The 2,086-nt window shown below is 39.4% G+C and carries 1 protein-coding gene; it reads right to left on the reverse strand.

The features are described from left to right. Nucleotides 1-69: 69 nt before the first annotated feature. On the reverse strand, nt 70-1,971 hold the full coding sequence (locus BQ7314_RS14685; RefSeq protein ID WP_174484443.1) for a hypothetical protein: 1,902 nt from the start codon (nt 1,969-1,971) through the stop codon (nt 70-72). Nucleotides 1,972-2,086: the final 115 nt, after the last annotated feature.

Genomic DNA, 2,086 nt, shown 5'->3' on the forward strand with positions numbered 1-2,086 from the left:
CCCCCCCTATGTCTTGTCTCAATTCAACCAGTGTATTGCTATCCGTTACTTTCAGAGGTTATGCACTTATTATACGAATTCAGGCAAATCTACATTTAATCGCGCAGATTTTAAGCCACCGTGTTGCAATAAATACTGCCCCAGGTCATACTCTACGCTCTTTATAGCCAATTGCGTAAATTGCGCTATTTGCCAACTATTTTCATCTTGCTGACGATAGTTTGAACGCATTAAAGGTGATAGCCATAACACTGCAAAATTTTTATTTTCTGTGGCTTTAAGGTAATAATATTGCGCACTAGAACTTACCTCATAACCTTGTGTTTCTATTGAGCCATCCAGTAATTTCACTTTTAAACCGTCTTGCTCTAGTATCTCAAGCAGGTTTTTACTTAGAGTTGTTAATTCTTGAAGCTCAACAACGCCAGACTCTAACGCTAAAATAATATCAGCATCAGTAGCAGGTCTATCAGGGCGATAGCCAAAAGCGCGACTGCTCAGCATCATTAAAGGCTGACTTTTAGCTTCTCTTAGTAATACTTGATTAAATAAATTAAAAACACTGGCGGTATTATCTAGATCCACTAAATCAGCGGTGTTATCGACATTTGCATATGGGTGTGTCGCACCAACCATCAATGCAGTAGCATTAATACGTCCAAATAAAGACACACCGTACTCAAAACTGTTCACTTCGTACAGTGGTCTTGGTATTTGCACTACATAAGGTTGCTTAGCTGCTACACGTAAGACGTAAGTTCCCCAATAACGGCGCTGACGGCCCTCTTGTTCTGCAATAATCAGATAATTTCGCAGCGTAGTACTATGTCGGTAACGAATAATTTGATAGCCCATAATAGCCGCTGAGCGCGCTACAATGCGTAAATCGTCCAGCAACTCGGGCGTCCAACTTTGTATTTGTTGATAATCTTTAACTATATCTAATAATGGCGTAAAAACCTGCTCATCTAAAAATAATAGCTGTCCTAAGTCAGGTGCCTGGTAAAGGTTACTGCCTTGCCCAGCAATTTGTGTTTTACTATTTAAAATCCAATTTTGTAAATAGCCTTCTATGCTTAAATCTTGCTCAAAGGTATCTACCAACGGTGTTAATAAGCTTGATTGAAATAATAAAGTACGTGCAGCTTGTTGGTTTAAAATTAATTCAGCAAAGCCTTCAGCCGATACATCACGCTGACGGTTACCAAAACCTGGAGATTGCCATTGCAACTGATAAGCACCAATCCTTTGCTTTAATTTCACCAAATCCAAACTTTCAGGAATACGTTGTTTAATCCATAAAGTAGACTCTAAACCTTTAATATCAATTTCCGTTCCCATACGCCGTAACCCCGAAGTTTGACGTGCAAGCTCTCCGGTATAAGTGCGAACCTGCAAACTGTCGTGCCGCCCGAATAGACGGTGAAACGCATGAAAAAAACTTTGTTGCTGACTTAGTACATCGGCAGTTTTATCCGCTCTAGCGAAACGGCTAGCTCCTGCAATAGCCAAGCTACGCGCGTTAAGCAACTCAAACAAAATACTACCTGCTTCCATCGCCATATTTTCATTTAACGGTGCAGGGATTTCTAAGGCTAATTTATTATCCATATTTAAATTAAAAACATAGATGCCCCAGCCACGCGCGGGTAATTTTTCACTTAGAACTAAATAATGTTGCTCAACCTTTAGCAAGCGGTAATTAACTTGATTAAAAAACTGATTAGCCTGCGTTAAGCGACTGGTCTCTTGATGCTCAAGATATTTTTGCAAGTGCTCTAAGCCTTCAGAAAATATTTCAATTTCAGTTACTAAAGGCACTTTAAAGCTATTATTGGCTTTTACTTCAAACAAGTGTACGCGCTCTTGTTGTAAATAATTAGCTAAAGACTGGTCTATTTCACGCATATCAGTGATGTCTAAAGTCTGGTCAACTTGCGCGGCAACAAAGCGATTAGTAGTAAGCGTCAATTAAAGTACACATTCTAAACCAATATAAAACATGGCAGACTAAGCCCTTCAATTAATTTCGGAGGCACTTATGAGTCCATATCAAAATAAAGCGGCTATGCAAGAGCATATACCG

Source organism: methanotrophic endosymbiont of Bathymodiolus puteoserpentis (Logatchev), from assembly GCF_900128525.1.
Lineage (GTDB): Bacteria > Pseudomonadota > Gammaproteobacteria > Methylococcales > Methylomonadaceae > Methyloprofundus.